The organism is Brenneria izbisi (assembly GCF_025840185.1).
Taxonomy (GTDB): domain Bacteria; phylum Pseudomonadota; class Gammaproteobacteria; order Enterobacterales; family Enterobacteriaceae; genus Brenneria; species Brenneria izbisi.
Map to the genome: position 1 here is coordinate 158,938 of NZ_JAMPJU010000003.1, position 21,382 is coordinate 180,319.

The 21,382-nt window shown below is 52.0% G+C and carries 18 protein-coding genes and 1 riboswitch; of the genes, 9 read left to right on the forward strand and 9 right to left on the reverse strand.

Going from position 1 to position 21,382, the window contains the following annotated elements:
• Positions 1-85 precede the first annotated feature (85 nt).
• The gene (locus NC856_RS05855) at positions 86-2,452 is read right to left on the reverse strand and encodes a DNA polymerase II (protein WP_264089496.1); all 2,367 of its coding nucleotides are present in this window, start codon (positions 2,450-2,452) and stop codon (positions 86-88) included.
• A gap of 162 nt (positions 2,453-2,614) precedes the next feature.
• Positions 2,615-4,201 carry a sensor domain-containing diguanylate cyclase gene (locus tag NC856_RS05860; protein ID WP_264089497.1) on the reverse strand — a complete coding sequence of 529 codons (1,587 nt, stop codon included), beginning with the start codon at positions 4,199-4,201 and terminating at the stop codon, positions 2,615-2,617.
• Positions 4,202-4,811: 610 nt separating this feature from the next.
• Here NC856_RS05860 and NC856_RS05865 point away from each other — a divergent pair.
• From NC856_RS05865 to NC856_RS05895, 7 genes are all read left to right on the forward strand, one after another.
• Positions 4,812-5,948 (forward strand): ABC transporter substrate-binding protein, encoded by a 1,137-nt coding sequence (locus tag NC856_RS05865; RefSeq protein ID WP_264089498.1) that lies wholly within the window; start codon positions 4,812-4,814, stop codon positions 5,946-5,948.
• A gap of 19 nt (positions 5,949-5,967) precedes the next feature.
• Positions 5,968-6,867, forward strand: coding sequence for a branched-chain amino acid ABC transporter permease (locus tag NC856_RS05870; RefSeq protein ID WP_264089499.1), 900 nt, complete (start codon positions 5,968-5,970; stop codon positions 6,865-6,867).
• Entirely contained in the window at positions 6,867-7,910 is a 1,044-nt protein-coding gene (locus NC856_RS05875) for a branched-chain amino acid ABC transporter permease (protein WP_264089500.1), read from the forward strand. Before NC856_RS05870 ends, NC856_RS05875 begins: the two co-directional genes overlap by 1 nt.
• Positions 7,900-8,679: an ABC transporter ATP-binding protein gene (locus NC856_RS05880; protein ID WP_264089501.1), complete on the forward strand. Its 780-nt coding sequence runs from the start codon at positions 7,900-7,902 to the stop codon at positions 8,677-8,679. The genes NC856_RS05875 and NC856_RS05880 overlap by 11 nt, the downstream gene beginning before the upstream one ends.
• Positions 8,672-9,367, forward strand: a complete 696-nt coding sequence (locus NC856_RS05885) for an ABC transporter ATP-binding protein (protein WP_264089502.1) — start codon at positions 8,672-8,674, stop codon at positions 9,365-9,367. Before NC856_RS05880 ends, NC856_RS05885 begins: the two co-directional genes overlap by 8 nt.
• Before the next feature lie 119 nt (positions 9,368-9,486).
• A complete protein-coding gene (locus tag NC856_RS05890) occupies positions 9,487-10,257 on the forward strand; it encodes a DedA family protein (protein WP_264089503.1) in 771 nt (256 codons plus the stop codon).
• Positions 10,258-10,393: 136 nt separating this feature from the next.
• Positions 10,394-12,598 carry a LamG-like jellyroll fold domain-containing protein gene (locus tag NC856_RS05895; protein WP_264089504.1) on the forward strand — a complete coding sequence of 735 codons (2,205 nt, stop codon included), beginning with the start codon at positions 10,394-10,396 and terminating at the stop codon, positions 12,596-12,598.
• 138 nt (positions 12,599-12,736) lie between these two features.
• Here NC856_RS05895 and ilvN read toward each other — a convergent pair whose 3' ends face one another.
• The 7 genes from ilvN to sgrR all read right to left on the reverse strand — a co-directional run bounded on the left by ilvN (position 12,737) and on the right by sgrR (position 20,204).
• Positions 12,737-13,030, reverse strand: a complete 294-nt coding sequence (gene ilvN / locus NC856_RS05900; RefSeq protein ID WP_264089505.1) for an acetolactate synthase small subunit — start codon at positions 13,028-13,030, stop codon at positions 12,737-12,739.
• Positions 13,031-13,034: 4 nt separating this feature from the next.
• Positions 13,035-14,699 carry an acetolactate synthase large subunit gene (ilvB, locus tag NC856_RS05905; protein ID WP_264089506.1) on the reverse strand — a complete coding sequence of 555 codons (1,665 nt, stop codon included), beginning with the start codon at positions 14,697-14,699 and terminating at the stop codon, positions 13,035-13,037.
• Positions 14,700-14,814: 115 nt separating this feature from the next.
• Positions 14,815-14,919, reverse strand: a complete 105-nt coding sequence (locus NC856_RS05910; RefSeq protein ID WP_264089507.1) for an ilvB operon leader peptide IvbL — start codon at positions 14,917-14,919, stop codon at positions 14,815-14,817.
• A gap of 132 nt (positions 14,920-15,051) precedes the next feature.
• Positions 15,052-15,750, reverse strand: coding sequence for a thiamine ABC transporter ATP-binding protein ThiQ (thiQ, locus tag NC856_RS05915; protein WP_264089508.1), 699 nt, complete (start codon positions 15,748-15,750; stop codon positions 15,052-15,054).
• Positions 15,734-17,344, reverse strand: coding sequence for a thiamine/thiamine pyrophosphate ABC transporter permease ThiP (gene thiP / locus NC856_RS05920; protein WP_264089509.1), 1,611 nt, complete (start codon positions 17,342-17,344; stop codon positions 15,734-15,736). Before thiP ends, thiQ begins: the two co-directional genes overlap by 17 nt.
• Complete coding sequence (gene thiB, locus NC856_RS05925; protein WP_264089678.1) at positions 17,320-18,303, reverse strand: thiamine ABC transporter substrate binding subunit; 984 nt, start codon at positions 18,301-18,303, stop codon at positions 17,320-17,322. The genes thiP and thiB overlap by 25 nt, the downstream gene beginning before the upstream one ends.
• Before the next feature lie 77 nt (positions 18,304-18,380).
• Positions 18,381-18,508, reverse strand: a riboswitch (TPP riboswitch).
• Between the two features lie 37 nt (positions 18,509-18,545).
• The gene (sgrR, locus tag NC856_RS05930) at positions 18,546-20,204 is read right to left on the reverse strand and encodes an HTH-type transcriptional regulator SgrR (protein ID WP_264089510.1); all 1,659 of its coding nucleotides are present in this window, start codon (positions 20,202-20,204) and stop codon (positions 18,546-18,548) included.
• Between the two features lie 90 nt (positions 20,205-20,294).
• Between sgrR and sgrT the strand changes: the two genes are divergently transcribed.
• Positions 20,295-20,459 carry a glucose uptake inhibitor SgrT gene (gene sgrT / locus NC856_RS05935; RefSeq protein ID WP_264089511.1) on the forward strand — a complete coding sequence of 55 codons (165 nt, stop codon included), beginning with the start codon at positions 20,295-20,297 and terminating at the stop codon, positions 20,457-20,459.
• A 155-nt stretch (positions 20,460-20,614) separates the two neighbouring features.
• Positions 20,615-21,346 carry a hypothetical protein gene (locus NC856_RS05940; protein WP_264089512.1) on the forward strand — a complete coding sequence of 244 codons (732 nt, stop codon included), beginning with the start codon at positions 20,615-20,617 and terminating at the stop codon, positions 21,344-21,346.
• The last annotated feature ends 36 nt before the right edge of the window (positions 21,347-21,382 follow it).

Below are 21,382 nucleotides of genomic sequence, written 5' to 3' on the forward strand. Positions count from 1 at the left end.
ACATCGTGTTTGCAGAAAGGGCGCTATGGTAAAGGAAGGCGGCGCATTCGTCACCTGCTCATACGTCCTGGGCGGAGGGCGGTAATTAAAATAATCCCATCTGGCCGGTAACCAGTGTAGCAAAATCGTCATGCAGGAAAGGAAGAATCGCATCGGCGACGGGTTGTAACTGACGCTCGACATAATGCTGATAATCCAGTGGCGAATGCCGGGTTTCCAGCGGTTCCGGCCCATTGATGGTAATGACGTAATTGATCCAGCCGCCGTTCTGGTATTGCAGCGGTCTACCCTGTTGTCGGTTATAGTCATCGGCGATTTTGGCGGCACGGGCATGTGGCGGAACATTGCGTTGATAATCATCAAGACGACGGCGTAGCCGCTTGCGGTAGATCAGCAGGTCATCAAACTCGCCGTTGAGGGTTTTGACCACGTACTCCCGCAGCCATGCCTGATAGGGTTTTTGCTGGAAAATGCGTAAATAAAGTTGTTGCTGGAATTGTTGGGCCAGCGGCGTCCAGTCGGTGCGCACCGTTTCCAGACCTTTAAACACCATTTTTTCGCCTTGCGGCGTGGCGATCATCCCTGCGTAGCGTTTTTTACTGCCTTGTTCCGCGCCACGAATGGTCGGCATCAGGAAACGGCAAAAATGGGTTTCGAATTCCAGTTCCAGTGCGCTGGTCAACCGCTGGGTTTGTTGTAAATGCTCCCGCCACCAGTGATTAACGTGCCGTACCAGCGTGTTGCCAATTTGCGCCGCATCTTCTTCCGTGTGAGCATGTTTAAGCCAGACGAAGGTGGAATCGGTATCGCCATAAATGACCTCATATCCCTGTTCTTCAATCAGTTCACGCGTTTTGCGCATAATGTCGTGACCACGCAGCGTAATGGATGAAGCGAGGCGCGGATCAAAAAAACGGCAACCGCTGGCGCCCAGCACGCCGTAAAAAGCATTCATAATGATCTTCAACGCCTGCGACAGCGGTTTATTGTTGGCGCGCTTGGCGGCTTCGCGCCCTTGCCAGATCTGATCGACAATGGCGGGCAGACAGTGGGTATCGCGGGAGAACCAGGCGCCGCGATACCCGGCGACGGCGTGTTGTTCATCCGGGTATTGCATCCCGACGGCAAGCCCCACCGGATCGATAAGAAAAGTGCGGATGATCGAGGGATACAGACTTTTATAATCGAGCACCAGCACCGAGTCGTACAAACCGGGGCGCGAGTCCATGACAAACCCGCCGGGGCTGGCCTCCAGCGCGACCTCACCCAAATTCGGGGCGACGTAACCAACCCGATGCATGCGCGGCAGATAGAGATGGGTAAAGGCGGCCACGGAGCCTCCGCTGCGATCGGCGGCCAGGCCGGTCACGCTGGCGCGTTCCAGCAGAAAGGGGAGTAATTCGGTTTTGGCGAAGAGACGGGTAACCAGTTGGCAGTCTTGCAGGTTATAGCGGGCGAGGGCGGGTTTGTCTTCGGCAAAACGGCGATCGATTTCATCCATGCGTTGGTAAGGCGTATCAATGGCTTTCCCTTCTCCGAGCAATGTTTGGGCGACAAACTCCAGACTGAACGATGCAAAGTTCCAGGTGGCGGATTTCAGGGCTTCAATGCCATCAATAATCAACCGGCCCGCGGCGCCAGCAAAGAAGTGTCCTTGTTTGAAACCGTGTTCGCGCCATTCCAGTTCGTTGCCGTTGCGTCCCAAACGCAGCGGAATACGGTAACGCTCGGCGTGTTTTTGTAATACGCGCAGATCAAACTGCACCAGATTCCAGCCGATAATGGCGTCGGGATCATGCTGTTGCAGCCAGTAATTCAATTTTTCCAGCAATTGAGGCCGACTGGCGACATATTCCAGCGTGAAATCATCCGAATCGACAGCGTTGCCATTCGCCGGACCGAGCATATAAACCTGACGCTGCCCGCAACCTTCCAGCCCGATGCAATACAGTTCGCCGTGACGGTTGGTTTCGATATCCAGCGAAACCAGCTTCAGATTGGGACGATAGTCGGCATTCGGCTTCATGCGAACCTGCGTCAGCAGGCCGGACAACGCGGTTTCGCCGTGGAACCACACTGGCGCGGTAATAAAACGTTCCATGAGAAAGCGGTCAGGCGGACGAATATCGGCTTCATAGATCTGAACGCCACTTTCCCGCAGTCGTTTTTCCAACCGCAGCAACTGGCGATACTGAGGGCAATAGAGTCCGAGCAGTGATTGATGATGGAAATCCTGCAAAGCCAGCGGACGCAGTTGCCAGTGCTTCTCCTGGCTTAATACTCCGCGGGCCAGCGATTCTTGCGAGGCCGGAATGAACGCCACCGCCTGTTGGACAGGGAGACGCGCCAGTACAGGACCGTCATCGCTAGCCAGCCAGAATTCCACCTGTATACCGGCAGGTGTATCGTGCCAGTGGCGGGTAAGCAGAAAACCCTGGCGAGTCTGCGTCACGAAAGCGGCCTTTTCATTCTAAGAAGGTAGTATTAATGGTAGTAATAACCGATGAAAATAGAGATAAGTATGGTTATTTATACAGGTTATGTCCAGGCGTTTACCGGCTTAACGATGGGAAAATCACACAAGCTATCGCTGAAGTGCACTGTTCTGGAGCATTTAAGCCTTATCTGGCGCGGCGACCACCCGGTTGCGGCCTCCCTGCTTGGCTTCATACAGCGCTTGATCCGCTTTTTTAAACGCCTGTTCGATAGTGGTGGCGTTGACTTTCGGCGACCATTGCGCCACGCCAAGGGAAATGGTGATGTTGCCGACAATTGGAATAGAGGTTTCCTGTACGCGTTGCCGTAGCCGCTCGGCAATATTGATCGCGACTTCCAGAGGGGTTTCAGGCAACAGTATCAGAAACTCTTCTCCGCCGTTGCGACATAAAATATCGGCTTCACGCGAGGCGGCGCGAATCAATTGCGCGAGGGCGTTAATCACTTCATCGCCCACGTCGTGTCCGTGGGTATCGTTAATCCGTTTGAAATAGTCAATATCCAGCGAAATGATGGAAAAGTTTTTTTGCCCCAATAGCCAATAGCGCAAAACATTCTCCAGCCCCCTACGGTTAAGCAGGCCGGTCATGGGGTCCGAGTGCGCCTCTGTGCGCAGCCTGCCGATCTTACGTTGCAACAAATCAATGCCCAGCAGCATCGCTTGCTTGAGTTGCGTGGCTTCGAAATACCATGAATGAATTTTCCTGATGTCGTCAGAAACATTCAACGCGTCCATTTTGTTAGCGCTACGGGCCAGCAACCAGAGCGGCTTAGCGATTAACCAGGCAAGTACCCAGACACACAGTATCGTCAGAACGGCCAGAGGTAATGTATACCGCAATACATTAAGCATCAGGCTGTCCAGTGGTTTTAATGTCGCGGCTGTTGGACGCAAGGCGATGATTGTCCACTGCGATGTCGGGTCAAAGGCATATCCCGCCAGCATCTTTTTACCCATGAGATTGACTGTCTGTCCGCTGCCGTTGTTCTCGCCGTGTGATTGATTGATATTGAGCTTCAGCGGATTGAGCCCCATCTTGCCGATACGGTTGGCATCTTTGTGATAGAGAATCTGACCATCCTGACCGGTGACATAGATGTAGGAGCCGTCCCGGTAGTAATGCTCATCAAGCAATGCACTAAGAATGTTGGGCATTTTCAGATAGATGGAACCGGCGATAAACCCTTTGTAACGACCGTCACGGGTAAAAATGGGCGCGGATATCAGTACGATGAAATTATTGGCTGAGGAAATATAAGGCTGACTGATCAGCGGCTGTTTTTTTTGCAACGCTTCCAGCGAACCGTGCGTGGAAACCTTCTTCTCGATCAGTTGAGAAGTATCAGGCGTGATCGCCTTGATAACGCCTTGCGTATCGACAATGGCGACAGAGTTGAAACTGTTCGTCTGTAACTGAATTCGATCCACTTCTTTACTCAGACTCTCGCTGTCATCCATCTGTGACGAAACCCTACTGGCGCTGTAGGTTAACTGCTGTAGCGAGGATTTAAAAAAGATCGCTGTCAGGGAGGCCAGTTTAGTAGCGTACACCCGGTTGGCTTCCAGGGTGTTATCAACCAGAAGCTGACGCTGTACGCGGTAACTGGCATAAAAGCTGTTAGCCAGCGTGACCAACGCGCTCATGATGGCCAGCAGGATAATGAGGCGTCTTAATCCGAAATTATTGAAAAATTTAAATAGCATCGTGGATTGGCAGGCGCGGTAAGGAAAACGGTCCACATCATAAGTGTTGGGGTATGGACTGTAAAATTATTGTCATGAAAAAAAGCGTTTGAAAAATTATTTTTTTCCACTGCACATCGCATAGAGATCGCCATATCTACTCCGTTATCCAAACATCCGGTGACTATTAAGTTTATAGCATAAAACATCGTGAAATTTGATATCACAGGAATAATAACTGAAAAATAGTTTCCAACGATAAAAAAGAAGGTGCGAGATTGACCTTATAATAGCTATAAAAATAAACCGCGATTTATTTCCAGCCAGATACTGATTTGCTTAAAGAAACTGCCTGTAACGGCGCACGCACTTTTTAAAAGCAACGACGAAACGTATTGGTGCATTCTGGTTCATTATCTCTTTTCCCTATGATTGCTTCTCTGATGATAAATTCATTTTTTTATTTGTTATTAATTAGTTAATGATAAAATTTACGTTCTGGCATATTTATTGCTGATTTCAATTCCGCCCGCAGGATATATCCCTGAGGCATTTTCAGACTCGCATTGTCAGGCAGGACGGTTGTATTCCACTACTGGAATTGGAATCTCTCATTATCAAAGAGGCGATCATGAATAACAAATTTGTCAGAATTACATTAGCGGCAGCATTGGTTTCTTCAGCGTTTAGTGCCACGAGCGCGATGGCGGCGGAAGTGAAAATTGGCGTAGTTTTGCCTTTGAGCGGGCCGCTGAGCGGCTATGGGCAGCCTTCTCAAAAAGGCGTTGAGTTGGTGAACAGTATGGAGCCAACATTGAAGAATGGCGATACGATCAAACTGGTTATCATTGATGACAAGAGTGATAAGGTCGAAGCGGCGAACGCCATGCAGCGTCTGGTTTCCAGTGATAAAGTGGACGCCGTCATCGGCGAAGTCACTTCCACCAATACGCTGGCGATGACCAAAATCGCCGAAGATACCAAAACGCCGCTAGTATCGCCGACCGCGACTAACGATCGGGTAACCCGCAATCGTCAGTATGTCAGCCGTGTTTGCTTTTCTGATAGTTTTCAAGGCATTGTCGGCGCTAACCTGGCTTCCAGAGACTTAGGAGCAAAAACGGCGGCCATTATGTTCGACAGCAGTAATGACTATTCCGTCGGTCTGGCAAGAGCCTTTCGCAATCAATTCCTCAAAAACGGCGGCACCATTCCGATTGAAGTTCAGGCGCCAGGCGGCAGCAAAGACTTCAAAGCTCAACTTTCCTCCATCAAGGCTAAAAATGTCGACATGATTTATATGCCGATCTACTACACCGAAGGAGCGTTGATTGCGGTACAGGCGAAACAACTGGGATTGAAAGTGCCGGTTGTCGGCGGCGATGGTTTGGCGGCCGACCCGGTATTCTTCAAACTGGGACAGGATGCGGTGGAAGGTTACATGACGACGGATTACTACTCGCCGAATGCTAAAGAGCAGACGCCGGAAGGGGAGAAATTCATCAAGGCATGGGAAGAGAAATATAAAGAGCCTACTCATACCTGGGGCGCGATGACCGGTGATGCTTACAAAATGATTGTGAGTGCCATGAATCAGTGCAGCGATCCTAAAGATCGGGTATGCGTGAATGAAAAAATCCGTGCCACCAAGGATTTTTCCGGTATTACCGGGACGCTGACATTAAAGGATGGAGATGCGATCCGTAGCGCCGTCATTAATGAAGTCAAAGACGGACAATTAGCCTTTAAAACTGTTGTTAATCCATAAGGCAAATAAGGATTGAATGATGGATGCTGCCATTTTCTTCCAGCAAGTGGTAAACGGTATGAGTCTGGGGAGTATGTATGCGCTGATCGCCATTGGTTACACCATGGTATACGGCGTATTACGACTCATCAACTTTGCCCATGCCGATATTATGATGGTCGGGGCGTTTCTTGCCCTGTTTGGATCAACCACATTCGAGCTGCCTTTCGGGGCAGCTATTTTATTCGCGGTTCTCTTTTCTGCGTTATTGGGCGTATGCATCGATCAGATTGCCTATCGTCCATTACGTCAGGCTTCCAAAATATCCATGCTGATTACTGCGATTGGCGTGAGCTTTTTTTTAGAGAACCTGTTTAACGTTATCTTTGGCGGTAGTCCGCGTTTCTTTGCGTCACCGGCGTTCTTTAATCAGACGGTAACCTTCGGCGGCATTATTATTACCAATGTCGCCTGGCTGGTGCCGCTGATAACGCTGACGTTGCTGGCGGGAATTCTTTTTATTCTCTATCGCACCCGGCAAGGGATGGCGATCCGCGCTGTGGCATTTGACGTGAATACCGTTCGCTTAATGGGCATTGACGCCAATCATATTATCGCTTTCGTTTTTGCGCTCGGCAGTTCTCTGGCTGCGCTGGGCGGTATTTTTTATGCCACCAGCTACCCGACGATCGATCCGCTGATGGGCGTGTTAATCGGGCTGAAAGCGTTTGCCGCGGCGGTATTGGGCGGTATCGGCAGCGTCACGGGCGCAGTGATTGGCGGCTTTATTCTCGGCTTTACCGAAGTGGTCGCCGTCGCGGTATTTCCTGAGCTCGGCGGTTATAAAGATGCGTTCGCATTTATGTTCCTGATTTTGGTTCTGTTATTCAGACCGGTAGGCATTATGGGTGATGAAAGACTGGAAAGGAGCCGTTTCTGATGAGAATGCCCACAAATTCATTTTCGCTGCTAACCGGTTATGTGGCGCTGTTTGCGGTTACCTTGCTGGCGCTATTTATTTTGCAGTCTTCATTTAATGACTACGTCATTCGAATTATCTGCAATGTTTTCATTTTTATGATTCTGGCGGTGAGCTATAACCTGATTAATGGCGTGACCGGACAATTGTCATTGGAGCCCAACGGTTTTGTGGCGATTGGCGCTTATATCACGGCCATTTTGTTATTGAGCGCGGATACCAAACTGGAAATGTATGAGATGGCGTCGCCCAGTGCGCTGGTGCTGGCCCTGCATACCTCTTTCCTGCCCGCATTGATTATCAGCGGTGTCTGTGCCGCGATAGTGGCGGTCTGTCTGGCGTTTCCGGTATTCCGGGTGCGAGGGGATTATCTGGCTATCGTGACGTTAGGATTCGGATTTATCATCAAAATCCTGGCGATTAATAACCCGCAGATCACTAACGGCGCGATTGGGATAAATGAAATTCCGCAGGCAAGTAATATGCTGTACTGGTGCGGTTTTATCGCGTTGATGGCCGTGGTGTTTATTTTGCAAATCGTCTATTCGAAATATGGCCGGGCCATGAAAGCGGTGCGCGATGATGAGGACGCGGCCATTGCGATGGGGATTAATACTTTCAAAATCAAAACCTGCGCATTTGCCACCAGCGCTTTTTTTGAAGGTATTGGCGGTGGGTTATTAGCGTCCCTGCTGACCATTATCTCGCCGGACCTGTTTGATTTCATGCTGACGTTCCAATTGCTCATCATTATCGTTCTGGGCGGATTGGGAAGTACGACTGGCGCGATCCTCGGTACGATTGTGGTGGTCGGCAGCGGAGAATGGTTGCGTTTTCTCGATCAGCCGTTGAATTTATTCGGTCAGGATCTGGGGTCTTATCCCGGCTTGCGCATGGTTGTTTTTTCACTGGTTCTGCTGATTATTATGCTATTTGCCCGTGAAGGGTTATTAGGCAAGCAGGAAATTTGGGACGTTAACAGGAAGCGCCGTCATGGAAAATAAAGCGATTCTCAGCGTCGAGAATATCGTCATGCAATTCGGCGGATTACGGGCGATTGATGGCGTCAGTTTTTCCCTCCAGCCAGCGGAAATATTTGGCCTGATCGGGCCGAATGGGGCGGGGAAAACCACCTTATTTAATGTTATCACCTCGAACTACAAACCCACCTCAGGAAAAGTGATGTTGGGGCGGGAAACCATTACCGGTTTAAAACCGAATCAGGTGGTGAACCGTGGTATTGCCCGGACTTTCCAGAATATTCGTTTATTTAATTCCATGACGGTACTGGAAAATGTACTTATTGGATTTGATCGCGCCATTCATTATTCGTTTATTGAGGCCGCGTTGCATATGGGGCGTTTTTTCTCCGCTGAGAAAAAAGCAAAAGCGCAGGCTATGGAAATTCTGGACTATATCGGCATTGCCGAACATGCCGATTCACTGGCGACCAACCTGAGTTATGGCAACCAGCGTAAAGTGGAAATCGCCCGCGCGTTGGCGACGTCGCCGGCATTATTATTGCTGGATGAACCGGCCGCCGGGATGAATCCCAGAGAAACCAATGAACTGGCGCAACTGATTTTTAAAATGCGTAAGGATTATCAATTAACGGTGTTATTGATTGAGCATGATATGTCATTCGTTAATACCTTATGCGAACGTGTGTTGGTTTTGGATTACGGCAAGCCACTGTTCAGTGGCACCACTCATGAGGCAATTAATAATAAAGAGGTGATTGCCGCCTATCTTGGAGATGTGGATTATGCTTAAAGCCAATGATCTACAGGTATTTTATGGATTGATTCAGGGGTTAAAAGGCATCGACATTGAGGTGAACAACAGCGAAATCGTTACGCTTATCGGCAGTAACGGCGCAGGAAAAACCTCAACGCTGAACGGCATTATCAATCTGGTGAAATCGACCGGCAACGTCAATTTCCTGAACGAAGATATTTCCAACAGCCTGACCCACCAAATTGTGCGCAAAGGTCTGGCGTTAGTCCCGGAAGGACGCAAAGTTTTCACCAATTTAACCATTGAAGAAAACCTGCGCATGGGAGCCTACAACAACCCGGTTAATTTCGAGTACCTGAAAGAGAAAATGTACGCGTTGTTTCCGCGCTTGAAAGAGCGGCGCAGCCAGTTGGCCGGCACCATGAGCGGGGGCGAACAGCAAATGCTGGCGATAGCCAGAGCATTAATGAGCGAGCCGGTGTTATTGATGTTGGATGAGCCCAGTCTGGGGCTGGCGCCGAAGATAGTTGGAGAAATGTTCAATATTATTAAACAGTTACAGAAGGAAAATATCACCATTCTGCTTGTTGAGCAAAATGCCACGGCCGCGCTGAAAATCGCTGATCGCGCTTATGTGCTGGAAAACGGCAAGATTGTGCTACAGGGCCAGGCGCAGGATATTCTGGCTAACCCGGAAGTGAAGAAGATGTATTTGGGGGGCTAGAGTTTTTCGCTTATTCCCTGCAACTATGTAAAAGGGAGATAGCAATCTGAAAATGACCAGTTGACGGTTTCTGCTAAGATCCAGACAATCCATCTTTTACCAACGTTGAGTAAGGATTTATGGAAGCGTGGCTGGATCATCTGGTGACCCAATCATTAGCGTATGCGCTGATCGCCGTCGTGCTGGTTTCCTTTCTGGAATCGCTTGCACTGGTTGGTCTGTTGCTGCCGGGTACGCTCTTGATGGCAACGTTGGGCGCGCTGATCGGCAGTGGTCAGATGGGATTATATTCCGCGTGGGCCGCAGGTGTTGTCGGTTGTTTGCTGGGGGACTGGATTTCCTATTTCATCGGCAGACGATTTAAGCGACCGCTGCACCGCTGGTCTTTTCTGAAAAAACATCAAACGCTGCTCAGTAAAACAGAACATGCATTGCATCAACACCCAATACCCACGGTGTTGATCGGGCGATTCGTCGGGCCAACTCGTCCGCTGATCCCGATGGTCGCCGGTATGCTGGGATTGCCGCCTTACCGGTTTGCCGTGCCGAATATCATCGGTTGCCTGCTGTGGCCGCCGGTATATTTTTTGCCGGGTATTCTGGCGGGCGTCGCCATTGATATTCCGGCGGGCGTCGCCAGCGCCGGATTTAAATGGTTGCTGTTGGTGACCGCATTGCTGGTGTGGGCTGGGGCGTGGTTAAGCTGGCGCTGGTGGCGCGGCGACAGGCGTAAAAAACGCGACTGGTTCAGCACGCGGTTGCCGCTTAGCCGCTTGCGTTGGGCCGCGCCGTTAGCACTGGCGGCGATGAGCCTTTCATTGGCGATGTTGATCATGCATCCGTTGATGCCGATTTATCGTCACCTGTTGTGGCAGGTGCTGAATGGGTGACAGGTAAAAAAGAAAGGTAAAAAGGGAAATGTTTTACTCACTGGATGGCGCAAGCGGGCAAAGCGCGTCCCAGGGGAAACAGAGATAATCAAGCGACGGCGGGGGATAGCGCCGCCGTCTGGATTAATGGAGATAAATGGCTGTGATAGAAAAGGAGTTTCAGACTCAGGTCTGCGTTAAGGATGAATCTCAGGGAAATGACGCCGTCACTATGCCTCATCGTCGGCAGCTTTTGAAAGGCGGCATTTCCGCCGCGTTAATGGGAACGCTGTATGGGCGGATCTTACCAACAGGAAGTCTCGCCTTTGCGCTCTCCAGCGGGCAAGTTGCTGCGGCTGAACGGACTTTCGTTCACCCCGGTCTGCTGCATACGGAAGATGATTTTGCGCTAATCAGAAAGAAAATCGCGGTTTCCGCACAACCCTGGCTGGATGGTTGGAACGCATTACTTTCGGACGGCTTCTCTCAGGCTGATCGTGCGCCTCGACCGCTGGAAACGGTGGTCCGCGGCGGAGGCGGCAGCAATTTCGCGCAATTGCATATCGATATTCAGCGGGCTTATCAACTGGCGATTCGCTGGAAAATCTCTCAGGACGCACGCTTCGGGGATCAGGCGATTGCTTATCTCAATGCCTGGTCATCCACGCTAAAAACCCTCACGGGTAATGCCGACCGCTATCTGGCGGCGGGCATCTACGGTTATCAGTTCGCCAATGTCGGTGAAATTATGCGTACCTACCAGGGGTGGTCGTCCGCTGAATTAACGCGCTTTCAGGACATGCTGCTTACCGTTTTTTACCCGCTTTCGTCACGTTTTCTGCGTGAACATAATGATGCGGAAATCACTAACTACTGGGCGAATTGGGACCAGAGCGCGCTCGCCTGCATTCTGGCGACAGGTATCCTGTGCGACAGGCAGGATATCTATGAAGAGGCGATCAATTACTATAAATACGGACAAGGTAACGGCGCGGCGCTACAGGCGGTTTATCATGTGCACTCTGGTTATCTGGGACAGTGGCAGGAGAGCGGGCGCGATCAGGGACATTGTACGCTGGGAATCAGCCTTGCCGCCGTATTCTGCGAAATGGCCTGGAATCAGGGCGACGATATGTATGGCTACGACAATAACCGTTTTCTGGCTGGGGCGGAATATGTCGCCAAGTCTAATCTGAAGGACAAGAACGACGAGTTTTATACTTTGCCGTGGCTTAATTATCGCAATCGGCACGGATTGGCGGTAGGCGTTTCTCCCGCCGGGCTGGGCAGCGCCCGACCGACCTGGGCGTGTGTTTACAATCACTACGCGATGCGTAAAGGCATTGCCGCGCCATATGTCGCTCAGCAGGCGGAACGGATGTATCCAGAAACCAACAATCGCAATGGCGATCAGCTTGGTTTCGGCACGCTGTTATTTTCGCGTGAACTGCAGACGTCTTCTCCTTCACCTTCCGGCCTGACGGCCTACCTGCGCGACGATCGCGTGGTGTTATCCTGGTGGGGCGTGGTTGATGCGCAACGCTATCTGGTTAAACGGGCCACAGCGATTGATGGCGATTTTGTGACGCTAGCCGACGATATCGCAGACCTGCTGACCTATGAAGATACGGATATTGCGAATGCGTCTGAATATTTTTATGCGGTGGCCGCCATCATCGATGGCGTGGAAAGCGCCGCTTCAAAAATTGTCAGTGTCGGCACAAAAGCAAAGATGATTTTCCAGCTTGATTTTGATGAAGCATCCGGCCAGGTTGCGGTGAACCGTATTGAAAACGCGGGGAATGGCGAACTGATCGGCGGGGCGGGATGGGGAAGCGGCGTGAGCGGCAGTGCCGTGGTACTCAATGGCGTTGATGGTTATATTCGTCTGCCGCAAGATCTGTTTGTCTCGCTGGCCGACTTTACGATTGAAACGCGATTTTACGCGGATGAACGCCGAAGATGGGCGAGAGTGTTCGATATTGGCTCAGGCCCGCGTCGGTGGATGATGTTAACGTTGGAAGGCGGAGAGGGCAGGCCGGAGTTTGGCATCACGACGGTTCATAGTTATAACACGCAGCGTGTGGTGTCGAATGTGGACATGCCTTTGGGTCAATGGGTTCATCTTGCGGTTACGGTGGCGGGAAACCGCTGCACCCTGTATATCAATGGCGTGGTGGTGGGCAGCAATGACACGTTTATGTTGGCGCCCTATCATCTGGGGCCGGGGAATGACGCCTACCTCGGACGTTCGCAATATCAAGCCGATCCCTACGCCGCAGGGCGTTATGACTCTTTTAAGGTCTGGCATGGCGCGCTTAGCCATGGTGAGATTGCCGCGTTGAGCGCAGGCAGCAAATAATGTTTTAGTCTGATCTAACCCACTCAGGCCGTCACAGGGCGATGAAGTCCCATGGCGGCCTGTCTTATCAGCCAGACTTCGCGATAACTACGTGTTGCAAGCCGTTATCTGCGCCTGCGCCTGAATGTGAACCGGACATCAGCGATAAAACTCTGCCACCTGATCAAAGATACGCATTGCTTCGCCATGACGCTGTACCTTAATCACGTCTTCCAGTTTTTCGATCTGGCTTATCATCTGCGCCAGACGCTGATCGTCCTGCACCAGAAGCCAGATACGGCTTGCGTCGCCGCCAGCCAACGGCATACAGAGGATCCCTTCCACGTTAAAGGCGCGACGGGCAAACAGGCCGCAAACATGAGACATCACGCCGGGATGGTTGCGCACCGAGAGTTCCAGCGTGACTTGTTTTGAGCTTGATTGAATGGGCATGGTCTTAATCTCCGATCATATCGATGTTGGCAGCGCCCGGCGGCACCATGGGATACACTTTTTCATTCACATCAATCAAGACGTGGATCAACGCGGGGCCGGGACGGTTCAGCGCTTCCGCCAGCGCGGTTTGCGGATCGTCCGCCGCGTTCAGATCGCAGGTGGCGAAGCCGAAACCAGCTGCAATCGCCAGAAAATTGGTGCGGTAGCGATAATCAGCGGCAAAAATACGTTGCCGGAAGAACAGATCCTGCTGCTGATGCACCAGACCCAGCGATTGGTTATTCATCAGGATGATTTTGACATTCAGACCTTCTTCGGCGGCGGTCGCCATTTCCTGAATGTTCATCATCAGACTGCCGTCGCCGGAAAAACACACCACGATACGTTCAGGTTCGACCAGCGCCGCCCCCATCGCGGCAGGCAGGCCGAAGCCCATAGTACCCAGCCCGCCGGAGGTCAGCCACTGTCGTGGGCGGCGCAGCGGATAGGATTGCGCCACCCACATCTGATGTTGTCCGACATCGGTGGCGATAATGGCATTGTCTGTCAGCGCCTGAGCGGTTGCGCGGATCAGGCCATAATGACTGAGCGGATTGTCCGCCCCCGGCATATTTAACGGGAACGTCTGTTGCAACTCGTGGACGGTTGTACGCCATACCTTGCGTTGCTGGGTATCGATCAGTGGCAACAGTTGATCCAACGCTTCGGCGACATCAGCATGCAACGCGACATGCGGCTGGCGGATCTTGCCTAATTCCGCCGGATCGATATCAATATGAATCACGCTGGCTTCAGGACAGAATTGCGTCGCCTTACCGATCGCGCGATCGTCAAAGCGCGCACCCAGCACAATCAACAAATCCGCCTGCTGTAAGATTAGATTGGTTGAGCGTGCGGCGTGCATCCCTAACATGCCGAGCGACAAGGGATGATCCACCGGCATGGCGCCTAACGCCATCAGCGTCATGGTGGTGGGCAAACTTGAACGTTCCGCCAGTCGTATCGCCTGTTGGTGCGCCGAGGCGTTGATAATGCCGCCCCCCAGATAGAGGATCGGGCGCTGCGCCGCATTAATCATGGCGGCAGCCTGCGCAATTTTCTGCGCATCAATGGCTGGCGGACTATCGTTCCGGCTTATTGGCGGCAGGGTATCGAGTTCGATCTCCGCGGTTTGTACGTCTTTGGGAATATCGATCCATACCGGACCGGGGCGGCCTGATTGCGCGATGCGAAAAGCGTCTGGAATAACACGCGGTAGCTCTTTGACATCACGCACCAGATAGTTATGTTTGGTGACCGGAATGGAGATGCCATAGGTGTCGACTTCCTGAAAGGCATCCGTCCCGATCATGTTTGAAGGCACCTGACCGGTAATACAAACCAGAGGAATGGAATCGAGTTTGGCGTCGGCGATGGCGGTCAGCAGGTTGGTTGCGCCAGGGCCGCTTGAGGCCAGACAAACGGCGGCGCGGCCATCTGCCCTTGCCATACCCTGCGCCATGAATCCCGCGCCTTGCTCATGGCGCGCCAATACGTGGCGGATGATTTTGCTCTGGCTAAGCGCATCGTATAACGGCAAGGCCGCGCCACCGGGGATGCCGGCGATTGTGGTGATACCCTGCTGTTCGAGCAGTCGGACAATCAACTGAGCGCCTGTATAACGCATATTTTATATCCTTCATCAAGGCCGGTGCGTTTTCAGAGCGGGGAGGGTGGAAATAAGAAACCCCGCTCGGCTGGCGCCGGCGGGGTTTGGGAATCTTTGCTGGATTCGGAACCCGTTACGGCGCGCTGCCGACGACGACCACCACCACCACACGCACGACAACGACCGCGTCAACTTGCGCGGTGCTTAGTCTTGCTGAAGTGGAAGAATAGTGCGTCACGGGGATCCTGTTATCGATAGTTAGCAACCCCTTTATATAAGCACAGGCCATGAAAAAGACACAAGATCAGCATGGAATAAAAAATCAAAATTCGTGTGAGATCACATTTCTGCCGGGAGCGTGGCAATAGAGTTATGGCGTGATCCCCAGAATTCGCGCTGCTTCGGCGGTGCCGTTCTGTAACGCCAGCGTTGGTCCGTCATAGCCCATTTTTCCATCAACAATCAATACGGTACGTTGCGCGATGCGGGTCGCGTCATCCAGATTATGGGACACCATCAGCAGCGTGATCTGGCGATCCCGACAAATCTCGTCGAGCAGTTCCAGCATTTCCAGACGTAATGCCGGATCGAGCGCCGAAAACGGTTCATCCAGCAGCAGAATGGGACGATGACGCACCAGACAGCGAGCAAGGGCGGCGCGTTGGCGTTGTCCACCCGATACCTGTGAGGGCAAACGGTTGAGCAATGTCGTCAAACCCACTTTATCGGCAATATGCCGCAGCTGTTCACGCTGGCTTTCGTTCAGACGTAAGCCGGGGTTCAGGCCCAACGCGATATTTTGATTGATGGTCAGGTGAGGGAAGAGGTTGTTTTCCTGAAACAGGATCGAGACGGGACGTTTGGCGGGCGGCGTGAAGCGATGATCTTCGCCATTCAATCGCAACGTTCCGCTGTCCGCCATCAGAAAACCGGCAATCAGATTCAGCAGTGTGCTTTTCCCTGCGCCGCTGGGACCGAGGATCGCTACCCGCTCACCCGCCTTAACGTGAAAATCAAAGCGCATGGGAACGTCTTGATAGAGGTATGTCAGCTTATCGAGAGAGATCATGACGGCCTGCCAGTTTTTCAATCAGGGTGAATAGCGTAAAGCAGATCAGCATCAGTAACAGTGCGGTCACGGCGCCATCGGCGCTGCGATAGGCGCCAATCTGCTGATAAAGATAAAAAGGCAAGGTACGGAACTGTTCACTGCCGAACAATGCAATGACGCCAAAATCCCCAATCGACAATACGCTGGCAAAGGCCAGCGCTTGTGCCAGCGGCTGTTTCAGCGCCGCCAGTTCAATAATCCTTAAGCGTCGCCAACCGCGCACATCCAGCGACAGACAGAGTTGATTATAGCGTTCTGCGACGTCGTACATCGGGTTTTCCAGCACTTTGAGCGCATAGGGGATCGCCATCAGCGCGTTAGTCATGATGACTAACGCATAAGGCGAATCCGGCAATCCCAGCGTATTATTGAGTAACAGGAAAAAGCCGGTTGCCAGCACAATGCCGGGCATGGCGAGGATCAGCATCCCGCTTAGATTCATTAACTGGCCGGACAGCGGTTGTTGACGCAATTTCAGTTCCCGGCTGCTCCAGAGCAACATCATGGTCAGCGCGATGCAAAGCAACCCGGCGCTCAGCGCGATACGCAGCGAGGTAAACAAGGTTTGCCACAAAACGGGGTGTTGCAGCACGGTGAGCAGTGAAAGATTCACGCCGTCGATAACCACTGCCAGCAAGGGCGGAACCACCAACAGCAATAGCGCGCCAATCAGCAGACTATCGCACAACTGACTAAACCGGCTGTCCTGCGGATTACGCCATATAAGCTGCCGGGCGTTGCCGACCGGCAAGATGCGTCCCAGGCGCTGACTTAGCAGTACCAGTCCGAGACAGCAGGTCATCTGGATTAATGCCAGTAATGCGGCACGTGAGGGATCATAATCAAAGCTTAGCGCCTGATAAATAGCCAACTCAATGGTTGTCGCCTGCGGCCCGCCGCCCAACGACAGTACTGTAGCGAAACTGGCGAAGCAAAGCATAAAGATCAGTGCGGCTGTCGGTAACATTTGCCTGCGTAGGGCGGGCCACTCGACGATCCGAAAATGCTGCCAGCCATTCATGCCCAGTTGCGCCGCCAACTGGCGCTGCTCTGTGGCAATACCTTCCAGCGATTGCAATAACAGGCGGGTTGCCAGCGGCAGATTAAAGAAAATATGCGCCAGCAAAATGCCTTGCAGACCATAGGGCGAAAACGGATATGGCAGACCGAAAAAACCGATTAGCTGCGCCAGCCACCCTTGACGGCCATACACGCTGAGCAGGCCAAAGACGGCGACCAGCACCGGCAGAACCAGCGTCATGGCGCAGAGCCGCAATAACCAGCGGTGGCCGGGAAAACGGCGGCGGAACAAGGCTCTGGCAAGGAAAATAGCGGGTACGGTGGAGAACAGCGCGGACAAGAATGCCTGCCAGAAGGTGAAACGAATAACATGCCACAGGTAGCTGTCATGCCATAAGGCCAGCCACTGGCGGTCGGGGGCCTGTAACCATAGCGCCCCGAAAGCCAGCGCAGCGACGGAAATCAGCAGCGTGGCGGCCAGTAATCCCGGCCACAGGCTACCGGCGGTCAGCGGCTGACGGCGCGTTGCCATGCCTGAATCCAGTTATTCCTTTGTTCCGCTACCTGTTGCGCGTTGTATTGCAGCGCTTTTTCCGGTACGGGCAGAGTGGCGAATCCGGTTGGCAATGCGGTGGGAATAACCGGGTACATCCAGTTGGTGGTGGGGATCGCCTGCTGGAATGCCGGGCTCAGAATGAATTGCATGAAGCGTTTTGCCAGTTTTGGCTGCTTGCTGGCAGCCAGTTGTCCGGCGACTTCAATTTGCAGGTAATGTCCTTCACTGAAATTTGCTGCCGCGTAATCCTCTGTTTCCTCTTCAATAATGTGATACGCCGGCGAGGTGGTGTAGCTGAGTACCAGATCCGCCTCGCCTTTCAGGAACAGGCCGTAGGCCTCGCTCCACCCTTTGGTGACCGTGACGGTTTTTCTCGCTAGTTTTTGCCATGCCAGCGGCGCCTGATCGCCATACACTCGCTGCATCCATAACAGCAAACCCAGCCCTGGCGTGCTGGTGCGCGGATCCTGATAAATCACTTTCCACGGCTCTGGACTGTCGATCAGTTCGTGCAGACTTTTAGGCGGATTTTTCAGCTTTTCTTTGTTGTAAACAAACGCGAAATAGCCGTAGTCATAAGGAACAAACGTGGTGTTGTTCCAACCGCCCGGCACGTTAACCGCACGGGTATCCAGATCGTTTTTGATGAACAGACCGGTCTGTTCCGCAGCCTGCAACAGATTATTGTCCAGCCCTAAAATGATGTCCGCCTTGCTGTTTTTTCCCTCCATGCGCAGACGGTTCAGGAGCGAGGCGCCATCTTCCAGGGCGACAAAGTTCAATTCACATGCGCACTCTTTTTCAAATGCGGTTTTGATCACCGGACCCGGCCCCCATTCAGAGGCAAAAGAGTCGTAGGTGTAGACGGTAAGCGCTGGCTTGGCGAACGCCGGGGCGGATAGTAGTAACAAACACGGCAGGATTTTCTTCAGCATGGATGCTGAATGTTTTAATAATGTCATGAACACTTTGCACTCCTGAGGATCATGGGGTGGCAAAGGTCTTTGAGTCAGCGATAAGCACTCTCAAATCCCTCCGCCGGTATTAACCGGATCAGGTTCGACGGGTGTTTTCTCAGCGAAAAGCCGTTGCGTCAGTTTAATCTGTCGCGTGGCCTTTTTCGCACCCCGTTGAGAACGGCCCATTGTAAAGGGTTCAAGGGAGCAGGGAAAGGTTCTCAGTTTTCTGGCGGAGCAAACCAGGCGGATTTGAAATCGAACCAGCCCAGCATATTCATTCTGATGCCGCGCATACTGCGTTGGCCTTGTAGTTTCAGCCAGTGATGGAGCAGGGGATGCAGTTGCCCGCTGTTGACCAGCTTATCGCACCATTCCGCCAGAGATAGTGCGTTGTTACGCCATTGTCGCGCATCATGATGCAGATCCTCATCCAGACAGTGTTGCATCAGCGGTAGTTCGTAGAGCATGGCGAACAGGGAAAATTCGAGGGGAAAATAGCAATTCACGCTACTGAACCAGATGTCGCTTTCGCTGTTTCCCTTATGCCAGTCTTCGTAACTGACGGTCTGAACGTGCAGAATTACCCCATGCCTTGCCAGCAAATTACGCAGAATTTCACTGAGTATGCGGTATTCAGGGTGTTCCTGATAAAAGGTCAAGGTAATCTGTTTCAGTCCTTGCGGCACGGGCAATGGCGTGTCTGGCTGGTTATGGTGCCAGCGTGGTAGCAGGCTATACGCGGGCGACCAGTCGCGTTGATGAACCGCATCCGCATGACTCAATAGATCAATGGGGTTAAGCACCTGCCGCAGCCAGCGGCGTATTTCCGGGCGCCTGGCCTGCGGTGAACGTTTATCGAACAGGATGAAATAGCAGCCCTCTTCCATTCGGCTTTCCAACTGTTCATGGCGGGAATCATCGGACTGTAACTTGACGGAAACCGGCATCTCTTCCGGTTCATCCGGCAATACCCAGATATTTACTTCATCGATCAGCGCCCGGTAGCCAAAATAATCATCAAATGCGCGTATTTTCATATGACTGTCGTTATTGCTGACAACGGCATAAGGACCCGTCCCGATGGGACGGCGGGCAAAATCGGGCAGAGTGCGCCATTCCTGCGGCAGGATCATGGCGGGAACGCTGCCAAGCAGCCACGGCAGCCAGTGGTCGGCGCTGCTTAACTGTACATCAATGACAAAGGGCATCGGCGAGGTGACATTTTCGATATGAGAAAAAAGCGGCAATTCGGTTAGTCGGGTAAGCGAACGGATGACATCGTTCATCGTCAGTTCCCGACCATGGTGAAAACGGATGGATGGACGCAGATAGAATCGCCAACGCCGCGGTTCCAGCATTTGCCAGTGATGCGCCAGATCGGGCGTTAGTTCCCCATTTTCCTCATTTATGTTGGTCAGGCCGCTGAAAATCTGTCGGGCGATGTGCATTTCCGAGCGACGTAATGGCGATCCCGGTAATAAGTTACACAACGGGCGATAGTAGAGGATCCGCAGGATATGTTTGCCTTGCCGGAAACTGCGGCCAAGGTGGGCAAGCAGCATCTGACGTACCGTTTCTTTATCACCGACAAGCTGCACCAATTGATCGATACGATCCTGTTCCAGTAAATCCTCTGCGCGCTGCTGTTGCAGAGCTAAGCCGGTATAAATGAACGAAAGCTGTGAGCGCTTGCCCCTGCCGGCTTCCGCCTGCCAGATCAGCCATCCTTGTCGTTGCATCGCGCCCAGCAAAGAACGGATATGACGGCGTGAACAGGTTAAGACGCCAGCCAACTCTTGCAACGTTGTATCGGTGGTTTGTCCCTGAAAGTGTTGCCACAAACGGATGAACTGTTGTTGCAGACGGTTGGACGACATAAAAGGGGAACTCCCGACCATAAAGTCATCAATTTATCTTTCCCTATATTACGCCGATACTTTTGCATAATGAAAGCGTGGAGGTGGCTTATGGCGATTTCCCGGTTGTACCCGTTCTATCGCGTTTATCTTTCGGCGTGCCGGGCGAAATGGTTGCGTTGGATGTCTGCTCAGCAGCGGTTGGCATTATTACAGCAGGCGACGCAGTGGCACATAGAGGATATGTCGGAAGAGGAATACCGTCACTGGATCTAGCTGTGAAAATTAGAGAAAACTTCTGAGTAATGGTGCTTTTCACCAGCCAGCGCGTCTTTCGCTGGCTTTTTTTATTATTGCTCTGGCGATCAGCCGGGAACTTGTATGATTAGAAAATATACATAGAAACTAAAGTTATCATGTGAGGATAAATAATGGGACTATGTGTATCGAAATTATGCGCATCAGATTTTACGCCCCTTAATGGTGGCCGCGCTGAAGGAAGCGCACGGACCGCCAGCAGTCATAAGGCATGGACTGACATCATATCGAATATAAAAAACCCGGACGGCGACGGCAGGATCGACTCTCTGCTCAACAGGGTCGGAATGATATATGGCGCATCGAAAACGCTCCGGGAAAGAATGAACCAGATTGATCAGCAGGGCGGGGTGTCTTTACGTATTGTGCCTGACAGTAACATTCGTCAGAGTTTCGGATACGCTGAAGCCCGGTTGGGTAGCCGGGAAGTGGCGCTGTCGGAGTCCACGGCGAGAGATGAGAAAGGCTGCTATTATCGTCCTTTGAGCATCATGCTTGTTGAATTAACGAATATTAGCAGAATCAAAGAGTTTCAGCAGGTTAACAACAGGTTTCTCCAGGGCTGTTCCAGTATTGAAAGGGCGGCTCATGATACTGAAAAGGTAGAATATCAAACCACGCAGGATATGAATCGATATTACCGGGAAGCGAGATCGATTATTCAAAACCTGGATTATGGCTCTCCCAATTTGTGGTATTTGCATGAAAACGGAGAGATGGTTTATCCTACTTTTGAACATTATTTCAGAACCATGTGTGAGTCAGGGCATACGGATGCTTATAGAAATTTTTTTAGTATGGCTGAGCAGCACAGATTAATGCGAAAGAATGAAAACGCCGGGTAACGATACTTTTCACCCGGCAGTCGCCTGGCAGCGTGA

Bases quoted from the DNA above. Each gene is read 5' to 3' on its own strand.
- NC856_RS05860 (WP_264089497.1), bottom strand. From the start codon at position 4,201: ATGCTATTTAAATTTTTCAATAATTTCGGATTAAGACGCCTCATTATC.
- NC856_RS05865 (WP_264089498.1), top strand. From the start codon at position 4,812: ATGAATAACAAATTTGTCAGAATTACATTAGCGGCAGCATTGGTTTCT.
- NC856_RS05870 (WP_264089499.1), top strand. From the start codon at position 5,968: ATGGATGCTGCCATTTTCTTCCAGCAAGTGGTAAACGGTATGAGTCTG.
- NC856_RS05875 (WP_264089500.1), top strand. From the start codon at position 6,867: ATGAGAATGCCCACAAATTCATTTTCGCTGCTAACCGGTTATGTGGCG.
- NC856_RS05880 (WP_264089501.1), top strand. From the start codon at position 7,900: ATGGAAAATAAAGCGATTCTCAGCGTCGAGAATATCGTCATGCAATTC.
- NC856_RS05885 (WP_264089502.1), top strand. From the start codon at position 8,672: ATGCTTAAAGCCAATGATCTACAGGTATTTTATGGATTGATTCAGGGG.
- NC856_RS05890 (WP_264089503.1), top strand. From the start codon at position 9,487: ATGGAAGCGTGGCTGGATCATCTGGTGACCCAATCATTAGCGTATGCG.
- NC856_RS05895 (WP_264089504.1), top strand. From the start codon at position 10,394: ATGGCTGTGATAGAAAAGGAGTTTCAGACTCAGGTCTGCGTTAAGGAT.
- ilvN (WP_264089505.1), bottom strand. From the start codon at position 13,030: ATGCCCATTCAATCAAGCTCAAAACAAGTCACGCTGGAACTCTCGGTG.
- ilvB (WP_264089506.1), bottom strand. From the start codon at position 14,699: ATGCGTTATACAGGCGCTCAGTTGATTGTCCGACTGCTCGAACAGCAG.
- thiQ (WP_264089508.1), bottom strand. From the start codon at position 15,750: ATGATCTCTCTCGATAAGCTGACATACCTCTATCAAGACGTTCCCATG.
- thiP (WP_264089509.1), bottom strand. From the start codon at position 17,344: ATGGCAACGCGCCGTCAGCCGCTGACCGCCGGTAGCCTGTGGCCGGGA.
- thiB (WP_264089678.1), bottom strand. From the start codon at position 18,303: ATGCTGAAGAAAATCCTGCCGTGTTTGTTACTACTATCCGCCCCGGCG.
- sgrR (WP_264089510.1), bottom strand. From the start codon at position 20,204: ATGTCGTCCAACCGTCTGCAACAACAGTTCATCCGTTTGTGGCAACAC.
- sgrT (WP_264089511.1), top strand. From the start codon at position 20,295: ATGGCGATTTCCCGGTTGTACCCGTTCTATCGCGTTTATCTTTCGGCG.
- NC856_RS05940 (WP_264089512.1), top strand. From the start codon at position 20,615: ATGGGACTATGTGTATCGAAATTATGCGCATCAGATTTTACGCCCCTT.